This window comes from Bacillus sp. FJAT-45350, assembly GCF_002335805.1.
Lineage (GTDB): Bacteria > Bacillota > Bacilli > Bacillales > NISU01 > FJAT-45350.
Window position 1 is genome coordinate 2,306,902 of sequence record NZ_NISU01000001.1, and the last position, 18,660, is coordinate 2,325,561.

The 18,660-nt window shown below is 34.6% G+C and carries 18 protein-coding genes; 7 read left to right on the plus strand and 11 right to left on the minus strand.

Going from position 1 to position 18,660, the window contains the following annotated elements:
• Positions 1-175: 175 nt before the first annotated feature.
• Positions 176-964, plus strand: a complete 789-nt coding sequence (locus tag CD003_RS11640; RefSeq protein ID WP_096201271.1) for a DUF1189 domain-containing protein — start codon at positions 176-178, stop codon at positions 962-964.
• Between the two features lie 50 nt (positions 965-1,014).
• Here CD003_RS11640 and CD003_RS11645 read toward each other — a convergent pair whose 3' ends face one another.
• The 3 genes from CD003_RS11645 to CD003_RS11655 all read right to left on the minus strand — a co-directional run bounded on the left by CD003_RS11645 (position 1,015) and on the right by CD003_RS11655 (position 4,205).
• Positions 1,015-1,674, minus strand: a complete 660-nt coding sequence (locus tag CD003_RS11645) for an NfeD family protein (RefSeq protein ID WP_096201272.1) — start codon at positions 1,672-1,674, stop codon at positions 1,015-1,017.
• 322 nt (positions 1,675-1,996) lie between these two features.
• Entirely contained in the window at positions 1,997-2,869 is an 873-nt protein-coding gene (locus tag CD003_RS11650; RefSeq protein WP_096201273.1) for a DUF1002 domain-containing protein, read from the minus strand.
• A gap of 115 nt (positions 2,870-2,984) precedes the next feature.
• Entirely contained in the window at positions 2,985-4,205 is a 1,221-nt protein-coding gene (locus CD003_RS11655) for an MFS transporter (RefSeq protein ID WP_096201274.1), read from the minus strand.
• 141 nt (positions 4,206-4,346) lie between these two features.
• On the opposite strand from CD003_RS11655, the gene CD003_RS11660 reads away from it, so the two are divergent.
• Together CD003_RS11660 and ispG are read left to right on the plus strand one after the other, a co-directional pair.
• On the plus strand, positions 4,347-4,685 hold the full coding sequence (locus tag CD003_RS11660; RefSeq protein ID WP_096201275.1) for a hypothetical protein: 339 nt from the start codon (positions 4,347-4,349) through the stop codon (positions 4,683-4,685).
• A gap of 154 nt (positions 4,686-4,839) precedes the next feature.
• Positions 4,840-5,937, plus strand: a complete 1,098-nt coding sequence (gene ispG / locus CD003_RS11665) for a flavodoxin-dependent (E)-4-hydroxy-3-methylbut-2-enyl-diphosphate synthase (protein WP_096201276.1) — start codon at positions 4,840-4,842, stop codon at positions 5,935-5,937.
• A 104-nt stretch (positions 5,938-6,041) separates the two neighbouring features.
• Here ispG and CD003_RS22315 read toward each other — a convergent pair whose 3' ends face one another.
• The gene (locus CD003_RS22315) at positions 6,042-6,440 is read right to left on the minus strand and encodes a DUF4190 domain-containing protein (RefSeq protein ID WP_096201277.1); all 399 of its coding nucleotides are present in this window, start codon (positions 6,438-6,440) and stop codon (positions 6,042-6,044) included.
• A 184-nt stretch (positions 6,441-6,624) separates the two neighbouring features.
• On the opposite strand from CD003_RS22315, the gene CD003_RS11675 reads away from it, so the two are divergent.
• Positions 6,625-7,203, plus strand: a complete 579-nt coding sequence (locus CD003_RS11675; RefSeq protein WP_096201278.1) for a hypothetical protein — start codon at positions 6,625-6,627, stop codon at positions 7,201-7,203.
• Positions 7,204-7,266: 63 nt separating this feature from the next.
• Here the strand turns inward: CD003_RS11675 and CD003_RS11680 are convergent, their stop codons facing one another.
• The 4 genes from CD003_RS11680 to CD003_RS11695 all read right to left on the minus strand — a co-directional run bounded on the left by CD003_RS11680 (position 7,267) and on the right by CD003_RS11695 (position 10,279).
• Positions 7,267-7,698, minus strand: coding sequence for a Fur family transcriptional regulator (locus CD003_RS11680; protein WP_096201279.1), 432 nt, complete (start codon positions 7,696-7,698; stop codon positions 7,267-7,269).
• A 15-nt stretch (positions 7,699-7,713) separates the two neighbouring features.
• On the minus strand, positions 7,714-8,547 hold the full coding sequence (locus CD003_RS11685; RefSeq protein ID WP_096201280.1) for a metal ABC transporter permease: 834 nt from the start codon (positions 8,545-8,547) through the stop codon (positions 7,714-7,716).
• An 81-nt stretch (positions 8,548-8,628) separates the two neighbouring features.
• A complete protein-coding gene (locus CD003_RS11690; protein WP_096201281.1) occupies positions 8,629-9,501 on the minus strand; it encodes a metal ABC transporter permease in 873 nt (290 codons plus the stop codon).
• On the minus strand, positions 9,494-10,279 hold the full coding sequence (locus tag CD003_RS11695; RefSeq protein WP_096201282.1) for a metal ABC transporter ATP-binding protein: 786 nt from the start codon (positions 10,277-10,279) through the stop codon (positions 9,494-9,496). Before CD003_RS11695 ends, CD003_RS11690 begins: the two co-directional genes overlap by 8 nt.
• A gap of 235 nt (positions 10,280-10,514) precedes the next feature.
• Between CD003_RS11695 and CD003_RS11700 the strand changes: the two genes are divergently transcribed.
• Both CD003_RS11700 and CD003_RS11705 read left to right on the plus strand, forming a co-directional pair.
• Positions 10,515-12,059: a Ppx/GppA phosphatase family protein gene (locus tag CD003_RS11700; protein WP_096201283.1), complete on the plus strand. Its 1,545-nt coding sequence runs from the start codon at positions 10,515-10,517 to the stop codon at positions 12,057-12,059.
• A gap of 93 nt (positions 12,060-12,152) precedes the next feature.
• On the plus strand, positions 12,153-14,258 hold the full coding sequence (locus CD003_RS11705; RefSeq protein WP_096201284.1) for an RNA degradosome polyphosphate kinase: 2,106 nt from the start codon (positions 12,153-12,155) through the stop codon (positions 14,256-14,258).
• 44 nt (positions 14,259-14,302) lie between these two features.
• Here the strand turns inward: CD003_RS11705 and CD003_RS11710 are convergent, their stop codons facing one another.
• Complete coding sequence (locus CD003_RS11710) at positions 14,303-15,343, minus strand: two-component system sensor histidine kinase NtrB (RefSeq protein ID WP_257008300.1); 1,041 nt, start codon at positions 15,341-15,343, stop codon at positions 14,303-14,305.
• Between the two features lie 255 nt (positions 15,344-15,598).
• Between CD003_RS11710 and CD003_RS11715 the strand changes: the two genes are divergently transcribed.
• On the plus strand, positions 15,599-15,862 hold the full coding sequence (locus tag CD003_RS11715; protein ID WP_096201286.1) for a DUF2624 family protein: 264 nt from the start codon (positions 15,599-15,601) through the stop codon (positions 15,860-15,862).
• Positions 15,863-16,396: 534 nt separating this feature from the next.
• On the opposite strand, the gene CD003_RS11720 is transcribed toward CD003_RS11715, so the two are convergent.
• Both CD003_RS11720 and CD003_RS11725 read right to left on the minus strand, forming a co-directional pair.
• Positions 16,397-17,293 carry a deoxyribonuclease IV gene (locus CD003_RS11720; RefSeq protein WP_096201287.1) on the minus strand — a complete coding sequence of 299 codons (897 nt, stop codon included), beginning with the start codon at positions 17,291-17,293 and terminating at the stop codon, positions 16,397-16,399.
• A 25-nt stretch (positions 17,294-17,318) separates the two neighbouring features.
• Positions 17,319-18,650 carry a DEAD/DEAH box helicase gene (locus CD003_RS11725; protein ID WP_096201288.1) on the minus strand — a complete coding sequence of 444 codons (1,332 nt, stop codon included), beginning with the start codon at positions 18,648-18,650 and terminating at the stop codon, positions 17,319-17,321.
• Positions 18,651-18,660: the final 10 nt, after the last annotated feature.

Below are 18,660 nucleotides of genomic sequence, written 5' to 3' on the forward strand. Positions count from 1 at the left end.
TTTTTGTAAACATTTTGATTACCTTCCAAGATTTCTTCTTGTACCTAGTATGAACATAACAAGAGTTAACATCCATTTTATTTTGTAAATGTCCTTACTTTCCTTGTCGTTAGGAAGTTTTATCGTTTAAAATGATGACGTAGCAAATAAATAGATAGTTAAAAAGGAGTTCCTAATGAACATTTTTAAGCAATTTTATAGAAGTCTTTTTTCACCAAAGGATATTGCCCTCTTTCGCTTTCAGGGTATTGGCAAGACAATCCTTTATATCTTTGTCCTAATGGCAATCGTTTCAATCCCTGCTGGTGTTTCACTAGCTCTATCTTTATCCAATGGTGTACAGCAGTTCCATCAAGCAATTGAAAGTGATATTCCTGACTTTGAATTTACTAATGGGGTTCTTACCTCAGAAATTGATGAACCTTTTATTGAGGAACTTGATGGAGTTATTTTTGTACTAGACCCTACAGATACAGTATCTAGTGATGAGCTACTAGCATATAATAATGGTTTAGCATTAACATCACGTGATGCCTACTTAATAACAGATGGAATTATTGAACAAATACGTTACCGAGATTTCGGAAACATTAATATGACAAAGACAGAAATTGAAGCACTTATAGCTGGTCTATCATCGATGATGCCCGTTATTATTACCTTACTTCTACTTGTACTATATATATTTACTACTGGTATGAAATTTATTGGTGTAACTGTATTAGGAGTAATCGGTTTGATAATTCGTTCTAAGCTAGGTGTGAAACTAACTTATAAGCAGCTATGGGTTTTATCCGCCTATGCCGTAACTTTGCCTACAACGATATTCGCTCTACTGGATTTACTATATTTAAATATTCCTTTCTCTTTTACAATTTATTGGGTTCTTGCAATTGTCATGCTCTATATGGCTGCTCAAAGAGTTCCTAAGCCTCGTCCAAAGGTTGAAGTACCCGAGGAGTAACATAAAAAGCAGCAAGTTAGCTATTTACTAACTTGCTGCTTTTTGTCTTTTTAATCTGTTGTTTCTTGTTCATTTGGCTTCTTTTCTAATTTTTGAATAACAATTTTTGTTCCATCTACAGAAACTACTACAACTTCTTCATTGGCTTCAATCCACTGAGTCTCACTAGTTGCACTATATTGTTTTCCATCAACTACAATTGTTCCTATTGGTCTAAATGGAGTCAGAGTTCTACCCGTTTTCCCGATTAATAACTTATAGCTTTCATTAATTGAATTATATCCAAGATCGCCAGTTAATCTATCTCGCAAGGTCATTTTTGACCACAAATTTCGATGCGGGAATACTTTTAAAAATAAAAACGATGAAAATCCTCCAAATATAAAGCCCATTGAAACTAGTACACCGTATAAAAATGTAGGTGCAGGAATTGCTAAGCCTAATATCATTAATATAATTCCGAGAATCGCAACGGTTCCATCCGTAATGACTTTGCCGTCCACTACAATCATTACTAACCCAGCAATATATAAAATAATAACCCATAGCCCTGTCTCAACAGATATATGGAATGAAAAATATATTGCCATAATTCCAATCCCGATAATCCCAAAAAAACCTTTCACCTTGACTAGCAACTCACCAAATAAAAATAATGTCCCTAAAAAAACAACAAAAAATCCAAAGCTTGCTATATTTAAGAGCTCCATATTATATCCTCCTCTTCTTTCATTACTTAATACGTTATAGATGCAAATAAGTTTCGAGATTTACTAATATTATTTCCAACATCTGTGGGTACACTATTATTGAGGTGATATTAGTGAATAAAAATGAACCATCAGCCAAACATCAAAAAAATAATTTAAAACACAATCTCAAAAAGACAAAACCGAACATTAGCCAAGAAGAAGCAAACGTTTTCCTTCAGTTTACCTCAAATACGTTTTCGGTTTAAGTTTACCAAATTATAATACATAAAAAGAGAGAAAAGCGAATTTACTTTTCTCTCTTTTTTGCTATTGATATTCTTTATCTAAAAAATCCTTTAATCGCATCGATAAACCGATTTAATAGGTCTAAGAAGGAAGAAATCATTCCTTGGGTGTCGTCTCTAGCTAAAAAGTCGCCAAGATTATCGCGGATTTTTGTAATTTGATTTTGTAATTGATCCCAATCAATATTCAAATCCTTAATTCGCATAAATAACGAAACTAACCCATTTAATTCTTCATCCGTTAATGTAATACCCAATTCATTTGCAATACGCTGTATTAAGGAACGTAAGTCTTCCTCAGTTTCAATTGGATTTTTCGCAAGCTCTTCTTTAATCCTTGTCATTAATTCAGTTGCTTGTTCTACCCCAATTGTTTCAGCCAGTTCTGCTGTCTTGACCATTTCCTCATTTGCTGCTTGCTTCTGTTCCTCTGGAATCTCAATATCAGCTGTGATTTCATATGCCTTTATTAACCCCGTTAATGCTGCTGTGCCTGATACCAATGTAGGTGCAGTTACGTAGATATCCACATCTTCTACACCTGCTGTTATTAGGGCATTAGCATACATTCCCTCAGATACCCAACGAATATTGTTTGTTTCAACATTGATACCTGAGCCTTCTCTACCTATCGTAATCATCGTAGAAGACAAAGCCCTCGTACCAATTTGGTCCTTACTAATATAGTCACCTAAATATTGGTGTTCTTCAGCGTTACTTACATAAATAATCTCAGCATCTTCAGGGGCTCCCATTTCAGTAAGTAGCTGCTGTTTCTGTTGTTCAGATAGGTTTTCTCCTAACGTCACAATCGTTTCTCCATAAATTGCATCTGCAAAGACTGCTGTTGGTAATAATAGTGACAGAACTAGCAACAACGACAATGCTTTATTCTTTAATTTGTTCATGTACATTCTCCTTTTAAAACCAAGTATACTAAGCAGCTTCCTTCTCTTAAATTAAGAAAGAAGCTCTAAGCAATAGCAAACAACTTTTCAGACAAAAATAAAAGGTACTAATGACTTATTTTTGTGGACAGTACTTCATAATTGGAATACATGTCCAAGACATCATTAGTATAACGATCGGCACACCAATCGATAATATTGATAAATAAAACATCTCTTGCACATTTGCCATCCACATACTAAACGTAATAGGACCGAAAGCCACACCTAGAAAGCGAACCATCGAATATAGAGAAACAACCGTGCCTCTCTCCTCTTTACTAACAGACGATGTAATTGCTGTACTTGATGCAGGTAGAAACAACCCTAAACCAGTTGCCAACATAGTAGAGTAAATTAATAGGCTTCCTAACCCATGAAAAAACAATAAAAGGCAAAAAGAAACAAATACAAGTAGTAACCCGATAATCATATAGCGTTTAATCTGATTCACATTTGTTCCAATATTTTTACCAGCAATATAAGAGAATAACGTAAGAAATGCCAATGGTAAAGCTAATAACAATGATTTCGTAACCCCTGATATTTGATGCATTACTTCCAGTTCAAATGATAAGAAAAACAACATCCCAAATAGTAAAAACAAGCCTACACCACTTGAAATAAAAATTGGAATAATCCATTTATATTTTTCAAGCATAACACTACTTACCTTCTTCATATATAGGGAAAAGCTGATACTACTCTTTGTACCCTCTTTATCCTTAATAAATAACACAATACCCACAAAAGATACGAAAGAAACGACTGCATAAAAATAAAAGCTACTTTCCCAAAACCATATAGCTGCAAGTGCTCCTATAATTGGGCTAATTACCTTACCAATTCCATTGAATACTTCAAGGATCCCTAATGTACTACTTCGCTCTATACCTTCAAACAAATCACCAGCTAGAATCATTGCAAGTGGTGCAGTACCTCCTGCACCTAAACCTTGAAGTAATCTCCCAAATAATAAAATCGAAAAACCTGTTTGGCCAGGAACATAAGTCGAGGCTATTGCTGATAGTAAACAACCAATGATAATAAAAATAAGGGAAACCAGGACAATGATCCTTCGTCCGATCCGATCAGCTAAGATTCCTACAAAAGGAATGATAAGGGCGGCAGGTATTGCAAAAACTGTTAGAATCATTCCACCTTCAATAGTGTTTAATCCCATTTCTGTTTGAATATTAGGTAAGATAGGTATTAGCATCGAATTTCCAAGTACCATTAACAACGGTAATAATCCAAGATTTAAGGTTATTAGCCACCTTGTCCCTTTTACACTCATATATATTCCTCCAATTTAAGAAAAGACATGACGATAAAATCAATAAAGAAAATTTTTTCTAATTAGTCATATTTCTTTTTCACGAGCATATAATTTATTAATTATGGACTATTATCGAACTAATAAAAGGGGGACAAGCCTTTGAAACGGCTTTTAGTCATTCTCATTATATTTATTATTGCATACGCTACTTATTATGATCTCTCTGCTGGAACTTTACCCAAAGCTGTAGAAGAAAATAAACAAGCCAGTGATGAAACACCAAACGAGAACCACGACATTCAACAAACAATTCCTTCTGAAGATGTAATAGTTGAGCCCGGCTATACAGTTCTATCGATTGTGGAACATTTACATCAAGGTTCTGTTCCGGTTACTATTCAGCAAGTAATTGATGATTTTAAAATGCTGAACCCTGAAATACAAAATCCTGACGAAATTCAAATCGGCAAAACCTATATGTTTCCATTATATGAATAATAATTTACATACCCGCCAGACAGAGTTTTGGTGAATTTCAATAACTTGAAAAGATAATAGTTGCAATAAAAATCGTCTCATTGATAAAATAGGCTTATGTGTGTGAAAGTATTATTACAATGTAAGACTTATCAATAGAAGGGGCGGTACGTAAATGACCCAAATGACACACCGTACGAAAACAAGACCAGTTAAGGTTGGTAACCTTACGATTGGTGGAAATAATGAAGTAGTAATTCAAAGTATGACAACGACAAAAACACATGACGTTGAAGCAACTGTTGCTGAAATTAAGCGCTTAGAAGAAGCTGGATGTCAGGTAGTTCGTGTTGCTTGTCCTGATATGCGTGCAGCAGAAGCAATTGCTGATATAAAGAAACAAATCTCTATTCCACTTGTTGTTGATATTCACTTTGATTATCGTTTAGCTCTTAAAGCTATAGAGGGTGGAGCAGATAAGATTCGTATTAACCCTGGTAACATAGGTAAGCGCGAGAAAGTTGAAGCAGTTGTAAATGCTGCTAAAGCGAAAGGAATTCCTATTCGTATCGGTGTAAATGCTGGCTCATTAGAAAAAAGAATTCTGGAAAAATACGGATACCCAACAGCTGATGGAATGGTAGAAAGTGCTCTTCATCACATTAAAATCCTTGAAGACTTAGACTTTCATGACATTATTGTTTCAATGAAAGCATCTGACGTTAATTTAGCTATCGAGGCATACCAAAAAGCAGCAGCAGCATTCGACTACCCTCTTCACTTAGGTATTACAGAATCTGGCACATTATTTGCAGGTACAATCAAGAGCGCAGCAGGCCTTGGCGCTATCCTAAGCTTAGGGATTGGGAATACGGTTCGAATTTCATTAAGCGCCGACCCAGTTGAAGAAGTTAAGGTAGCAAGAGAATTATTAAAATCCTTTGGACTAGCAGCTAATGCAGCTACATTAATTTCTTGTCCTACATGTGGACGTATCGAAATTGATTTAATCAGTATTGCAAATGAAGTAGAAGAATATATCTCTAATATCAAAGCACCTATTAAAGTCGCTGTATTAGGATGTGCCGTTAATGGGCCTGGAGAAGCAAGAGAAGCTGACATCGGTATTGCAGGTGCTCGCGGCGAAGGATTATTATTCAGACATGGAGAAATTGTAAGAAAAGTTCCTGAAGCAACAATGGTTGAAGAGCTAAAGAAAGAAATTGACCAAATCGCTAAGGAATATCAAGAAAAAGAAAAGCAGAAAATTTAAGACCCAAAATCAAAAGGAGACCATGCTGCGAATTAGCATGGTCTCCTCTTATTAACTCCTCATTAACAAATCACTGCTCCAAGGTGATTTATCATGGACGGAGGTTAAAAGAAAGGTGAGAAAAATACGGTCAAGATAATTGACACTGCACCAATACCAATAGCCCAGTTACCTAGTCCAGTTGCTCCATTTCTTCTTGAAATGAAACCAACGATAATACCAGAAGCCCCCAATAATACTGGTAAGAAGAATAACGAAAGAATAGATAATACAAGGGCAAATGTGCCTACCCCTTTACCGGCAGTTGCATCATCTACATTAGCCTCTTCCGTTGCATCGCGCTCGTCATCTGCAAATGGACGACTTCCTACGAAACCATTCATTGGGGCTACCTCAGCAGCAGTCTCTTCTTGATACTCTTCTGCTCTAAGTTCTTGATTTTCATCTCTTTCTGAATCTTCAAGTTCAAGTGAACGTTCGTCTCGCTGATTAAAGTCAGTCAATTTGATCCCTCACTTTCTTTTTTTCGGGAGCAGTCTTAGTATGACTCTGGATGAACGAATTATGGGTGTTAATCTTTGCATGTTTAGGAAGTATGAAACTTAACCTCTCCTTATATAAATCATGAATTTTATTGTATGATAGAAGAGCTTGGTTATTTTAATATGAAGAAGGTGAGGAATTAAATTGAATAAAAAGAAAAAATTTGGTTTAGACATTGATGGTACTATCACACACCCAGCAACGTTTATCCCTTATCTAAATAAGCATTTTAATAAAAGCATAACGTTAGATGATATAAAAGAATACGATTTAACAAAAGTCCTTCATGTTACACAGAATGATTTTTGGGACTGGTTAGTAAAGCATGAACATAGTATTTATTCAGAAGCAATTCTTGCAGAACATGTTGAAGATGCATTAACTTTCTGGAAGGAGTCTCACCACATGATCTACATTAGTGCGAGAGGAAACCATTTGCATCAAATAACAACCAATTGGTTTGAAACAAGAAAGTTACCTTATGATCATATTGAATTAATTGGTCAACACGATAAGATTAACGCAGTAAAAGAACATCAATTAGATATTTTCTTTGAAGATAAACATGATAATGCATGCGATATTGCTGAAGAATGTGATATTCCTGTTATTCTAATGGATACTCCTTATAATCGACTATCAACACCAAAGAATGTAGTCAGAGCGAACGATTGGCGGGAAGCTAAGGATTGGGTAGACAATTGGCTAAAAAATAACGGTTAATTAACCAAAAGTCATATTGAACCGTTAATGATTATAAAAAAAGAAACAGGCTAACAGTTTACATTAGCATGTTTCTTTTGTTTTTTCTTTACACCCATCACAATACCCATAAATTTCAAATTTATGTCCTGTTACTTCAAAGCCTGGGAATTTACTCTCTAATCCATCCATTGGACAATTATGGATATGTTTTGTTGTACCACAATCTAAACAAATAATATGGTGATGATGACTTACTGTAGGACAACTAAAACGAAATCGTTTTTCCCCATCTAACTCTGTTACTTCAAGAATTTCTAGATCTGTAAATAACGATAAGTTTCGATATATTGTATCAAAACTAAGGCCAGGAAAATCGCCTGACATATGCTCAAGGACGTCCTTGGCAGAGAGATATCTCTTTTCTTCTGCAAATATGTTAAGCATCTCTTCCCTCTTGCCCGTATGTTTATAACCTTTGTTTTTTAATACGTCCATTGCTTCAGTTACATTCACAATGTGTCCCCCCTCTTACCTAGAACTCACAACTTTTTTCGCCAGAATTGAAATGATTAGAATAATTACAGCCGATAAAACAATTACTCCACCAGTTGCTATATTTAAATGATATGAGAAGTAAATACCACTTCCCATTGCAATTTGACCAAAAAGGATACCTAAAAATATAAGCTTTTTAAAACTTTTTGCGAGCTGTACAGCTGCAGCGACCGGTAAAACGACCATCGCACCTACAAGTAAGATACCAACTACTTTCATTGATAAGGCAATTACTAAAGCAACTAATAATGAAAAAACAAAATTCATCTTTTTAATTGAAATCCCTGATACCTTTGCATACTCTCGGTCGAAGGATATAGCTACAAATTCTTTATAAAAGAAGATTACAATAATTAAAACAGCAATCGATATAGCAATCATGAAGTAAAGGTCTTCTAATGTGACACTGACAATACTTCCAAATAGATAAGCAAACCATTCATTATAACCACTTCTTGAAATGCTCATGATGATCGCACTCATTCCAATTCCAGTTGAGAGAATAATTGGAATTGCCAACTCCTGAAAACTAGGGTATACCTGCCGTAATCGTTCAATTAGTAACGACCCCACTAAAGCAAACACTAAACCAACATACAAAGGATTAATCACTGAAAAATATGTTACTGTCTGAGATAGTAACAAACCTACAGAAATCCCTGTTAAAGTAATATGAGAAAGAGATTCTGAAATAATTGACATCCGACGTACTAATAAAAATGCTCCTAATATAGGACAAACAAAGCCTATTAGTACAGCAGCAACAATTCCTCTTTCAATAAAAGTCAAACTTGCTAGTATTTCCATGTATAATTTACTCCTGTCTAAATTCCCTGTTAATTTTACCTGAGAATAGACATGAACACAATCATCGGCTTTATAATATAGCTACATTTTGACTACGTTCTTCAGCTCTCTTCTCGTAATAAATAAGTTCTTCCACTTTTTGATATATATAGTTGATACTAAAATGAGTACAGCTAACATAACGATTGTTCCGCCAGGTGCTAAATCTAATTGATATGCCAAAATTAGTCCCCCAATAACAGCAATTTCACCAAATATAATCGAATAGATAAACATTTGCTTAAAACCTTTCGCAATTCTCATGCTTGCTGCTACTGGTAATGTCATTAAGGAAGACACGAGTAGAATTCCAACAACTCTCATTGAAGCTGCAATTACTAGTGCAACCATGACAATAAAAGCAAAATGAATTAATTTGCGATTAATTCCCGAAACAATAGCTTGTTCTTCATCAAATGATAAGAAAAAGAGCTCTTTATAGAAGAAAAGTAAAACAACAATTACAATAATAGTAATTCCAAGGATTGTCCATAAATCGGAACGACTAACAGCAATTACACTTCCAAATAAGTAGTTAAATAAATCATTATTAAAGCCGTCTGCCAACGAAATAAAAACGACCCCGATTCCAATTCCAGCAGACAAAATAATCGGGATTGCTATTTCTTGATAAAATTTATATACACTTCTAAGTTTTTCAATCAAAATTGAACCCATGACAGAAAACACCATTCCTAAATATAGGGGATTCAAACCTTGAAAAAATACCAGATACTTTCCTAAAAGAAGACTTGCTGCAATTCCGGAAAGTGTAATATGAGACAAAGCCTCAGCAATTAAAGCTAAACGACGAACGACTAAAAACACACCTAAAATAGGCGCTAAAAAACCAATCATAATTCCAGTATAAAAAGCATTTTGTAAAAATTCGTACCGTAAAAAAGCTTCAACCATGGGAATGACCTCCGTGGTCGTGGTTATGAGTTAATAAATGAACATCATGACCATAAAAAGAGGATAAATCTTGATTTTGCTCAAATTCCTCTGTATTTCCATGAAAATGAAGGTGCTTATTTAAACATGCGACATCCGTTACATGATCTGTCATCGCTCCAATATCATGAGTAACTAACACTAGTGTAATCCCGTGTTGTTTATTTAAATTACTAAGCATTTCATAAAAATTCTTTACTGATTTAGCATCAACACCGACAGTAGGTTCATCTAAGATTAGTAATTCTGGATCACTTACTAATGCCCTTGCTATAAATACTCGCTGTTGTTGTCCACCAGACAGTTCTCCAATGTTTTGATTCATATAATCAGTCATACCTACACTCTCAATTACATCTCTTACCTTCTGTTTATGATGCTTTCTCAAAAATCGAAATAAACCTACTTTGGCAAATAATCCCATCGAAACAACCTCAAAAACAGTTGCTGGAAAACCAGAATTAAAGCTATTTGCTTTTTGGGATACAAAGCCAACCTTATCCCAATCTCGAAATTTTGAAATTGGTTGACCGAACAATTGAATAGAACCTTGCTGTGGTGTCAATAAACCTAATAGACATTTAACTAAGGTAGACTTACCTGAACCGTTCGGACCTACCAGTCCAAGAAAGGCTCCATTTCTAACTTGTATCGATATATCTTCTAATACATTGCGATTACCATAACGGAAACTAAGGTGATTAATATCGATAGCCACCCTATTTTCATTAGTACTCATAAGAGAACCCCCATACTACTTTTTCAAAGTAGAAAAAGCTTTATATATACATTTTTTCACGTTCATTATTATAACACCTTATAAGAACGATTACGATTTATTAACTTCTATTTTTTATATTTTGTTGTTCAAATTTTCATTATACCTTTCTTTCTTGGAATAACAATGCAATTGAGCGTAAAAAACGTTATAATAAAGGAATTAGTAACATTTTACATTTAAGGAAGTGAGCATCTTGAACGAACATAAATATGCAATCATCGATATGGGCTCAAATTCCATACGGCTTGTCATTAACTCAATTGATAATCATGGCTATTATAAGGAATTATACAATTTTAAAGTGGTTGCCAGACTAAGTAGCCTTGTGACAAAAGAAGGTCTCATCACTAATCACGGAAAGGAAACTATCTTAGAAACCCTCAAGAAGTTTGAAGAGATTATTAATGACCATCATGTTGATGAAGTCAAAGGTGTTGCTACAGCGGCTGTAAGGAAAGCTGTAAACCAACAAGAAATACTACAAGCTATTTCTAATGAAACATCACTAAAATTTGATGTTCTTTCTGAATATGAAGAAGCCTACTATGGCTATTTGGCAGTAGTGAATTCAACAAATCTTGAAACAGGTGTGACAATTGATATTGGCGGTGGTAGTACTGAAGTGACACTTTTTGATAACCGCGAACTTATCCACTACCATAGCTTTCCATTTGGTGCTATCACGTTGAAACAGCAATTTATTCAACATGACCAGCCTACTAATGAAGAGCTCCAAGAACTGATTTCTTTCCTAAATTCTCAGTTTAGTTCTTTACCGTGGTTACATGGTTGTAACCTTCCTGTTATCGGTATCGGTGGTAGCGCAAGAAACCTCTCATTAGTTCACCAACTAAAAGTGAATTATCCATTATCCGGTTTACATCAATATGTAATCAAATTAGAAGACATTCAATCCATTTTAGAACAATTTGTGTCTCTAAGCTTTGAGGAACGACAGAATATAGATGGATTATCTAACGAAAGGGCAGACATTATTATCCCTGCAGTTCAAGCAATCGCATCTTTAATGACAATGACTGCTTCTACTCAATTTATAATGAGCAATAAAGGGCTTCGAGATGGTATTTTTCACGAAAAAGTTTTTCAAAAATTAGGATTAAAGCAGTTTCCAAATGTAGCTGAAGAAAGCTTCTATCAGCTAACACAAAGCTATAACATTAACATGTATCATGTAAAACAAATTGCAAAAATAGCTGGTATAATTCTCAAACAGACACATTCACTTTCAGAGTCTACTTATACTTTGGAAGAAGATTTACGCCTACTACGATATAGCACTCGGGTACTTTACCTTGGAGAGTTTATTAGTTCTGAAGCTAGTAGTCAGCATACATTTTATCTACTAACGAATATGACAATAGATGGTTTATCACATGAAGACAGGCTTGCTATAGCCTTCATAGCTTCCTTTAAATCTCGCTCGTACCTTAACAAGTATTCTCAAGCATTTAGCGAGCTTGTTACTAGTGAACAATTAAAAAGATATGAGAGATTAGGGGCAATTTTAAAGCTTGCTTATAGCCTAAATCGAACACGTAGAAATGTAATTACAGATATAACTGTAACTAAACTTCCAAAAAGAGCATTAGCTTTTTATATACAATGTCGTAAGGATGCACATTTTGAAGGGCAACAATCACAAAAGTATAAAAAACACCTAGAAAAAGCGATTGGTTTTCAGGTTGAACTTCAATTTGAACAGAATTCTTCTAATTAACAAAATCTTTACATAATATTAACAAATAGCTGATAAAATGAGGATAGATTTTATGACGAATAATCCATTATATTAGAGAAAGGTTGACTTTTTATGGAAGATACTAAAATAGAAAAACAAGTAGACCTTAATAACCCAACCTTCTATAACAACCGCGAATTAAGTTGGCTTGCCTTTAATGAGAGAGTGTTAGAAGAAGCCATAGATGAACGCAACCCCCTTCTAGAGCGACTTAAATTTTTAGCAATTTTCAGTTCTAACTTAGATGAGTTCTTTATGGTACGAGTTGCAGGTCTTAAAGATCAAGTAAAAGCAGGTTATAATCGCCCGGAAAATAAAGCAGGATTAACACCTAAGCAACAGTTGAAACAAATAGCTGAAAAGAATCATCGACTAGTACGTTTACAGGATAATGTTTATACAGAAACATTACTTCCTATGCTTTATCATGAGGGAGTACAATTTTTATCAATTGATGAGCTTGATGATATTCAAATGCAATTCTTAGAGAATAGGTTTGACCATTACATCTTCCCTGTCTTAACACCTATGGCAGTAGATGCTTATCGCCCTTTTCCTATGCTTCTAAATAGAAGTGTCAACCTAGCAGTTGTTCTCCAAAAAGACCGTCAAAAATCTAGAGAACAACTTGCTATCGTTCAAGTACCAGGAGTACTTACTCGATTTATTAAAATTCCTAGTGCCAATGGGAAGCATCAATATATTTTACTTGAAAATGTAATTAGTCATTTTATCGGGAAGCTTTTTTCAGGTTATGTAGTTAAGTCAGTTTCTCCATTTCGAATTACCCGTAATGCAGACTTAACGATCCATGAAGAAGGTGCACGGGACCTATTAAGAGAAATCGAAAAAGAATTAAAGAAACGTAAATGGGGAGCAGCCATTCGGCTAGAAATGCAAGAAGGGTTGATGGATCCAAAGGTGTTAAATCTATTACTAGATGTACTAGAAATACACAAAAACGATGTGTATTCATTCAATGGTCCTTTAGACTTAAGCTTCCTTTTTAAATTTTACGGAGAATTAGTACAGGATTATGAGCATCTAGCAAATGACACGCTAATACCTCAGCCAGCTAACGATTTAGTCGATGAGGAAGACATTTTTTCAGCGATATTGAAAAAGGATATCTTTTTTCACCATCCATATGAATCGTTTCAACCAATCGTTGATTTTATTTCCTTAGCCGCGGATGACCCAAATGTGCTAGCTATTAAACAGACACTCTATCGCGTAAGTGGAGACTCTCCTATCATTACAGCGTTAGCTCGTGCAGCAGAAAATGGAAAACAAGTTACTGTCCTCGTTGAACTGAAAGCACGATTTGATGAGGAAAACAATATTCAGTGGGCGAAAAAACTAGAAAAATCCGGTGTACATGTTATTTACGGCATTACTGGTCTAAAAACTCATAGTAAAATTACGTTAGTTGTTCGTCATGATAATAACTGTATTCAACGGTTTGTTCACTTAGGTACAGGAAATTACAATGATTCGACAGCAAAACTTTATACAGATATGGGAATTCTTACATCTGGTGAATCATTTGGCATTGATGCTACTAATTTTTTTAACTATTTAAGTGGCTATAGCGAAAAACCTCTATGGAATCATATTTCAACAGCACCTTTTGAAATACGTGAAACTTTCATTGATATGATCGAAAGTGAGATAGAGTACCATAAACAATATGGTCAAGGTCGAATCATTGCAAAAATGAATTCCCTAACAGACAAACCGATAATTCTTAAATTATATGAAGCTTCACAAGCAGGAATTAAAATTGATTTGATTATTAGAGGCATTTCTTGTTTACGTCCAGGTATTGAAGGAGTTAGTGATAATATACGAGTCATCAGTATCGTCGATCGGTTTTTAGAGCATAGTCGAATTTTCTATTTTCATCATGGTGGAAGTGAAAAGTTATTTCTATCCTCTGCTGACTGGATGACAAGAAATATGGAAAAACGTATTGAAATCCTCTTTCCAATCGAAAGTGAGACTATAAAAGAACGTATCAAGGATATATTACAAATCACCTTACAGGATAATATGAAGGCAAGGGAGCAAGACAAAACAGGATGCTACCATTACGTGAAGAAAACTGAACTCGAACAACCAATACAAAGCCAACTAACCTTCTACGAAATGGCTGCACAATTTAGTGAAGATGAATAAGAAGAATACTTGATCTAAAAAGCTGAGCCAAATAGCTCAGCTTTTTAGGTCAATGGTAAATTTATTTCTATCGTTGTTCCCTGATTAATTTCACTACTTATTTCAAAGCTTCCTCCGTGATCCTCTATTATTTTTTTACATAAAGGAATACCTACTCCTGTACCTTTTTCCTTTGTAGTGAAAAAAGGCTTTCCAAGCTGAGCTAACACTTCATGATTCATTCCTGGTCCATTATCCTCAACCACTATTTTATAATAATCCCCATATCTAAATGTAGTAAGTTCAAAGCTTCTATCTTGCTTATTTTCATACGCTTCTATAGAATTTCTAAGTAAATTTAACATCACTTGTTTAATCATCGGTTCATTTACTTCTACTTTTTCATCGGTCCTTTCGATATGATGCTTAAAAGTCACATTATGTAAAAGACATTCCGACTTTATTATTTCCACTAATGAAGTCATGATTAAATCTGGTTCCTGTATCTTTCTCTCTGTTTTTTTCCTTGAAACAGACAAAAAGTCTTCGATTATTCCGTTCATCCGATTTAACTCAGACATTATCGTTCCTGAATATTTCTGGTATCCATTAGTTAACTCTGCTAACTGTAAAAAACCTTTTATTACGGATAATGGGTTTCTGAGCTCGTGAGCAACTCCCGCAGCGATTTGTGACACTTCTTCCATTTGGTGATGAAAAGTCACTAAGTTTTCAAACCTTTTCTCAAGTGAATAATCATATACAAATAAATAAATTGAACGATTATCTTTACTAGGAATTCCTTTTATGTGGTAGAAAAGTTCCTCTTTTTCATACTCTACATAATTAGACTGATAAGTTTCTTGAATCTGTTGAATTAGTTGTAGTATTGGATAAATAAGAACGTGTTTTGCTTCAAATAATGAAATTTCTTTATATCTTATAAAATCTAATGAAACTTCTCCAAAAAGCTCGAGAAAGGTATTATTACAATCAATAATTAATTTATTCTCATCAACCTTTACGTATGGAATATTCAATTGTTTTAAAATTTCATTTTCTTCTGAGGGAATAGATTTTTCCATCTCCGATTCATAGAAATCCAATATAAATGCTCCTTCCATTTTTATACGTTAAAATGATAAGTGACCTGTATTGTAAAAAATGGTGTTTAGATTAGAATAATGTATATTAGTTAAAAAATTACTTATCGCTAACATAGTCCTAATTATATAAAAAATTCTATTATTTTCATAGAATCTTTTTACCTATGTACGTATTATATTTACCAATAAAATCACACTTTTACATGAATTGTCATACCCTATTTTATCATCTAGATATTTTAGGAGTGATAATATATGAATCCAATGGTAGTACAAATGGTCAATCACAAAGTAAATAATATTACTGCATCAGAATTAGTTGAACTTGGTAAACAATACCAAATGCCTATAAACAAAGAGCAAGCAGAAAAGGTTGTACGCATATTACGTTCTGAAACGATAAATGTATCAAATAAAGCTCAAGTAGAGAGAATGATTGAAAGATTAAAAACAGAGGTCGACCCCAAGGTTTCGACCATGATTAACCAATTATTACAGCAATTTGGACAATATCTATAAGTACATCTAAGGGACATATTACAGTAGAATAAAGCAATAACCAAACGAAAGAGCTTGCAAAAACTGGCAAGCTCTTTTTAAACATCCATAATAATAATAAATACTATTACTTATAAACTAATCGGCGATAAACAACGCAACATCTACTACAGCCATTCCAATTATAAACTATCTCCTGCTTATAGCTGCAATCTGAACATAGCAATAACTCGCAATATGGACACTCTTTCCCCTTATTGATTCGATTAGTTTCTTTCTTACCATCTTTGCCACAATCAACACAACGTTTAACCGACAAAACCTCATCCTCCCTTCTCTCTAAAATATGAAGTGAATATTATCAATATGTTTTTGATTGTGATTGTTACAGTTTAAATCCATTTCAGAAGGGAAATTTCTCTATATAAGATAATAAATAAGCTAAAAAAAGAGGAGTTGGTTTAAATGCCAGCACAATTTTGTTCGTTAGTATTTGTTTAGTTACTAAAAAAGTCTTCTCCTAAATTAAACGGAGAAGACTTTTTTATCTAATTTTTACGTTGTTGCAAGTAAATGATTTTGTAATTCTGAATCAAATACTTTTGATTTTAACATTTCAATTTCTAGTTTATATGGAGCTTTTTTATTTTTCTTGTCTGGTCCAACAAAAGGTGTTTCTAAAATCTTAGGCACATCTTGTAATTGCGGATGGTGAACAATAGTCGTTAGAGCTTCGAAACCAATATGACCAAAGCCGATATTTTCATGTCGGTCTTTTGCTGCTCCACATACATTTTTACTATCATTTATATGAAGTACTTTTATGCGGTCAATACCAACAATCTTATCAAATTGATCTAATACGCCATCAAAGTCATTCACAATATCGTAGCCAGCATCATGAGTATGGCAAGTATCAAAACAAACAGAAAGCTTCTCATTATGTGTGACACCTTCAATTATCTGAGCAATCTCTTCAAATGTTCTGCCACATTCTGAACCTTTCCCAGCCATTGTTTCAAGTGCAATTTGAACTTGTTGGTCTTGCTCAAGTACTTCATTCAAGCCTTCAATTATTTTCGAAATTCCTGCTTCTACCCCAGCGCCAACGTGTGCTCCGGGGTGAAGAACAATTTGCTTTGCACCTAGAGCCTCTGTTCTCTCAATCTCTGACCGTAAAAATCGTACACCTAACTCAAATGTTTCCGGTTTCGTAGTATTTGCAATATTGATTATATAAGGAGCATGGACAATAATTTCTGCGATCCCATTTTCTTTCATATGAGCAAGACCAGCTTCTATATTTAATTCTTCTATTGCTTTTCTTCTCGTATTCTGAGGCGCTCCAGTATAAATCATAAACGTACTTGCACCATATGAAACTGCTTCTTCACTCGATCCTAAGAGCATTTTCTTGCCACTCATTGAAACATGTGAACCTAATCGTAACAATTTCTCCACTCCCTAAACTAACTCTTTATTTTTTCTTTTTCGTTCGGCTCGTAATTCTACGTTGTTTTTGGTCTTCTTTTGCTTGCTTAAACTTAGCTTTTTTCTTATAGCCTGGTTTTACATTCTTTGCCTTTGCTACAGCTTTTCCACCTGTATTTTTCGTTTCTTTTCTTTTTGTTACAATCGTTGTGCTCGTTGTCGGCCTTGTTCTCGGCTTCTCTAATTGAGCCCATTCCCCTTTTTTCACATCTACGTACGAGAAGGAGATTCCTCGCTTAATAAGCTTATCGACAGCTTGTTGGTCAGATGGCTCAAAAATAGTCAGTGCAATACCCTCTTCCCCAGCTCTAGCTGTACGACCCACTCGATGGATATAATAATCTAAATCCTTAGGAATATCTACATTTACAATATGACTAATCCCTTTAATATCAATTCCTCTTGCAGCTAAATCAGTTGCTACAAGGTATTGAATCTTAGCCTCTTGTAATTGCTTCATTACTTGTTTGCGATGTCTAGGGTTTAGTCCTCCATGTAGCCTTTCTACATTCATCCCTGCTGCTGCCATAGCATCAGCTACTTCATCTGCATGTTCCTTTGTATTCGTAAAGACAATAGCTAAATAAGGGTTTAGAAGCTTAGCTGCTTCAATTACCACTTGAATTTTGTCTCTATGACGTAATGGTAATAGCTGATGGTCAATTTTTTTCGCTGTTGCATTTTTTGGTTCCACATGTACGTGACGTGGATTATTCATATACTTCTTAAGGAATGGTTGAAGGTTCTCTGGAATCGTTGCTGAGAATACAAGCATCTGTAAGTCTTCAGACATTCTTGATGCAACTTTATCTACCTCAGCTATAAAGCCCATATCCAACATCTGATCAGCCTCATCAACGACTAGTGTAGAGCCAGTGTAAATTTTCAGGGCTTGCTCGTCCATCATATCGGCAATTCTTCCTGGTGTACCAACAACAATATGTGGTTGTTGATTTTTCAATTTTTCAATTGTACGTACGCGGTCTGTACCCCCTACAATTAACATTGCTTGGATAGAATCTTCTTTTTCTAACAAAGATTTTAACACTGATAAAATTTGTGAAGCTAGCTCCCGTGTAGGTGCTGTAATAACAGCTTGTACTTCACTAATAGCTGGGTCAATTCTATCTAAGAGCGGTAATAAAAAGGCAAGTGTTTTTCCTGAACCGGTTTGTGATTGACCGATTACATCCTTTCCATTTTTTATCGCTGGAATTAAACGTTCTTGTATTTCAGTTGGCATATCAAATCCTTGCTCCAACATGGAATCAATTAAAAATGGTTTTAGCTCAAACCGTTCAAAATTAGAGTTCATCATAAAATCTCCT

What these genes read in the sequence shown, in the direction of transcription:
- CD003_RS11640 (WP_096201271.1), top strand. Translation starts at nt 176, where the DNA reads ATGAACATTTTTAAGCAATTTTATAGAAGTCTTTTTTCACCAAAGGAT.
- CD003_RS11645 (WP_096201272.1), bottom strand. Translation starts at nt 1,674, where the DNA reads ATGGAGCTCTTAAATATAGCAAGCTTTGGATTTTTTGTTGTTTTTTTA.
- CD003_RS11650 (WP_096201273.1), bottom strand. Translation starts at nt 2,869, where the DNA reads ATGAACAAATTAAAGAATAAAGCATTGTCGTTGTTGCTAGTTCTGTCA.
- CD003_RS11655 (WP_096201274.1), bottom strand. Translation starts at nt 4,205, where the DNA reads ATGAGTGTAAAAGGGACAAGGTGGCTAATAACCTTAAATCTTGGATTA.
- ispG (WP_096201276.1), top strand. Translation starts at nt 4,840, where the DNA reads ATGACCCAAATGACACACCGTACGAAAACAAGACCAGTTAAGGTTGGT.
- CD003_RS11685 (WP_096201280.1), bottom strand. Translation starts at nt 8,547, where the DNA reads ATGGAAATACTAGCAAGTTTGACTTTTATTGAAAGAGGAATTGTTGCT.
- CD003_RS11690 (WP_096201281.1), bottom strand. Translation starts at nt 9,501, where the DNA reads ATGGTTGAAGCTTTTTTACGGTACGAATTTTTACAAAATGCTTTTTAT.
- CD003_RS11695 (WP_096201282.1), bottom strand. Translation starts at nt 10,279, where the DNA reads ATGAGTACTAATGAAAATAGGGTGGCTATCGATATTAATCACCTTAGT.
- CD003_RS11705 (WP_096201284.1), top strand. Translation starts at nt 12,153, where the DNA reads ATGGAAGATACTAAAATAGAAAAACAAGTAGACCTTAATAACCCAACC.
- CD003_RS11715 (WP_096201286.1), top strand. Translation starts at nt 15,599, where the DNA reads ATGAATCCAATGGTAGTACAAATGGTCAATCACAAAGTAAATAATATT.
- CD003_RS11725 (WP_096201288.1), bottom strand. Translation starts at nt 18,650, where the DNA reads ATGATGAACTCTAATTTTGAACGGTTTGAGCTAAAACCATTTTTAATT.